This window comes from uncultured Agitococcus sp. (genome assembly GCF_937920075.1).
Taxonomy (GTDB): Bacteria; Pseudomonadota; Gammaproteobacteria; order Pseudomonadales; family Moraxellaceae; genus Agitococcus.
Genome location: NZ_CALETI010000067.1, coordinates 1 through 1,902, shown reverse-complemented (window position 1 = coordinate 1,902; position 1,902 = coordinate 1). Strand labels below are relative to the sequence as shown.

Below are 1,902 nucleotides of genomic sequence, written 5' to 3'. Positions count from 1 at the left end.
ATAACGTTGCTTTATGCTCAATGGATAATGCTGCTTTGTTTGGCCATGAGTTATATACCATTAACTTCTCAGAAGCGGTTAAACGTGAGTTATTGTGTGATTACAAGGTGATTGTGTTAGCGGTTGACGAAAATCATATTAATGCTCGATTACAAAACCTATTAAAAGATGAGGATAACCAACTTAAAGTCGATGATGCCGCCAAAATTGTCGGCTGTTGGAAGGCTTTATCTAAACAAGGCACACAAGAAGACCTCATTGGCGACACAAACCCGATGCGCCGCGCCGTGGCGTTTTGTCAGGTGATTGAACCCAGTACCAAAGGCAATACCCACAAAGTTAGCTCTAAAAACATTGCCAAGATGTTTCAGGCAGTAGTTGAAGCCTATCAAGAACAAGAAGCCGATAAATCGACCATTGATACCTATTTGCAATGTCATGCCGAACATATTGACGGCAGTATGAACGCCTCACAAAAAGAAGAAAAACTCACTTGGCTGAAAGAAGAAACGCCCGAAAATACCTGTCGTATTTTGTCTAATGTGCGTTGTTTATCGGAGGGTGTGGATGTACCTGCCCTTGATGCTGTGTTGTTTTTAACACCGCGTAATAGTCAAGTGGATGTTGTGCAATCGGTTGGCCGTGTGATGCGTAAAGCCGAAGGCAAAAAACGCGGTTATGTGATTTTACCTGTGGTGATTCCTGCTGGTGTAGAGCCACACGAAGCCCTTAACGACAACAAGACTTATAAAGTAGTATGGCAAGTCTTACAGGCGTTACGTTCTCACGATGACCGTTTTGATGCCATGATTAACAAAATGGATTTAGACCTTAACGCCAATATGTTGTCGAAGATGGAAGTGGTTGCCATTACCGACAAAATCAATCCAAAAACCAAACTCACCAAAGGTAAAACCAGTCGCCAACAAGCAGGCAAGGGTAGTTTTGGCATTGGTCAAAAAGTTGACAATAACGCCCCCGAACAACAGCAAATGGAATTTGAAGTCGGTGAAATTGAACGTGCGATTTATGCCAAAGTGGTGCAAAAATGCGGTAATCGTCGCCATTGGGAAGATTGGGCAAATGACATTGCCAAAATTGCCAATACTCACATTAGCCGTATTCAAGCCATTTTAGATAATCCCGATAATACTGGCGAAATAGCCGCGTTTACGGCCTTTGCCGAAGAATTGCGTGATGACCTCAATAACGCCATTACCGATGGTGAAATTGTCGAAATGTTGGCACAGCATTTAATTACCAAGCCAGTGTTTGATGCCTTATTTAGTGATTACAGTTTTGCCAAGTTTAATCCGATGTCCATAGCCATGCAGGATGTGCTAGACAAGTTACATGAGCATCAACTGCACAAAGAAACCGACACGCTACAACGCTTCTATGACAGTGTGCAAGAACGCGCTAAAGGTATTGATAGTGCGACAGGTAAGCAAAAAATTGTCGTGGAGCTGTACGATAAGTTTTTTAGAAATGCTTTTCCTAAAATGACCGAGCGTTTAGGCATTGTTTATACGCCTGTTGAGGTGGTGGATTTTATTATTCATAGCGTCAACGATGCCTTAAAAAATGAGTTTGGCCAAACCTTGGGCGATAAGAATGTGCATATTATTGACCCCTTTACAGGTACAGGCACGTTTATTACACGCTTGCTGCAAAGTGGCTTAATTAGTGATGCTCAATTACCCTATAAATATAAAAATGAGATTCATGCCAATGAGTTGGTGTTACTGGCTTATTACATTGCCGCCATTAACATTGAGGCGGTTTATCACGATATTATTTTAGATGATTACGCGCCCTTTAATGGCATTTGTTTGACCGATACTTTTCAGATGTACGAAAAAGAGGACATGATTGATAAGTTGTTGGTGAAAAACAGTGCCA

1 protein-coding gene is annotated in these 1,902 nt (G+C 41.7%); it reads left to right on the top strand.

All coding sequences use genetic code 11. The features are described 5' to 3' along the window. Positions 1-1,902 (top strand): helicase-related protein (locus tag Q0212_RS02580; protein WP_297921765.1); only part of this gene is annotated, 1,902 nt, incomplete at both ends.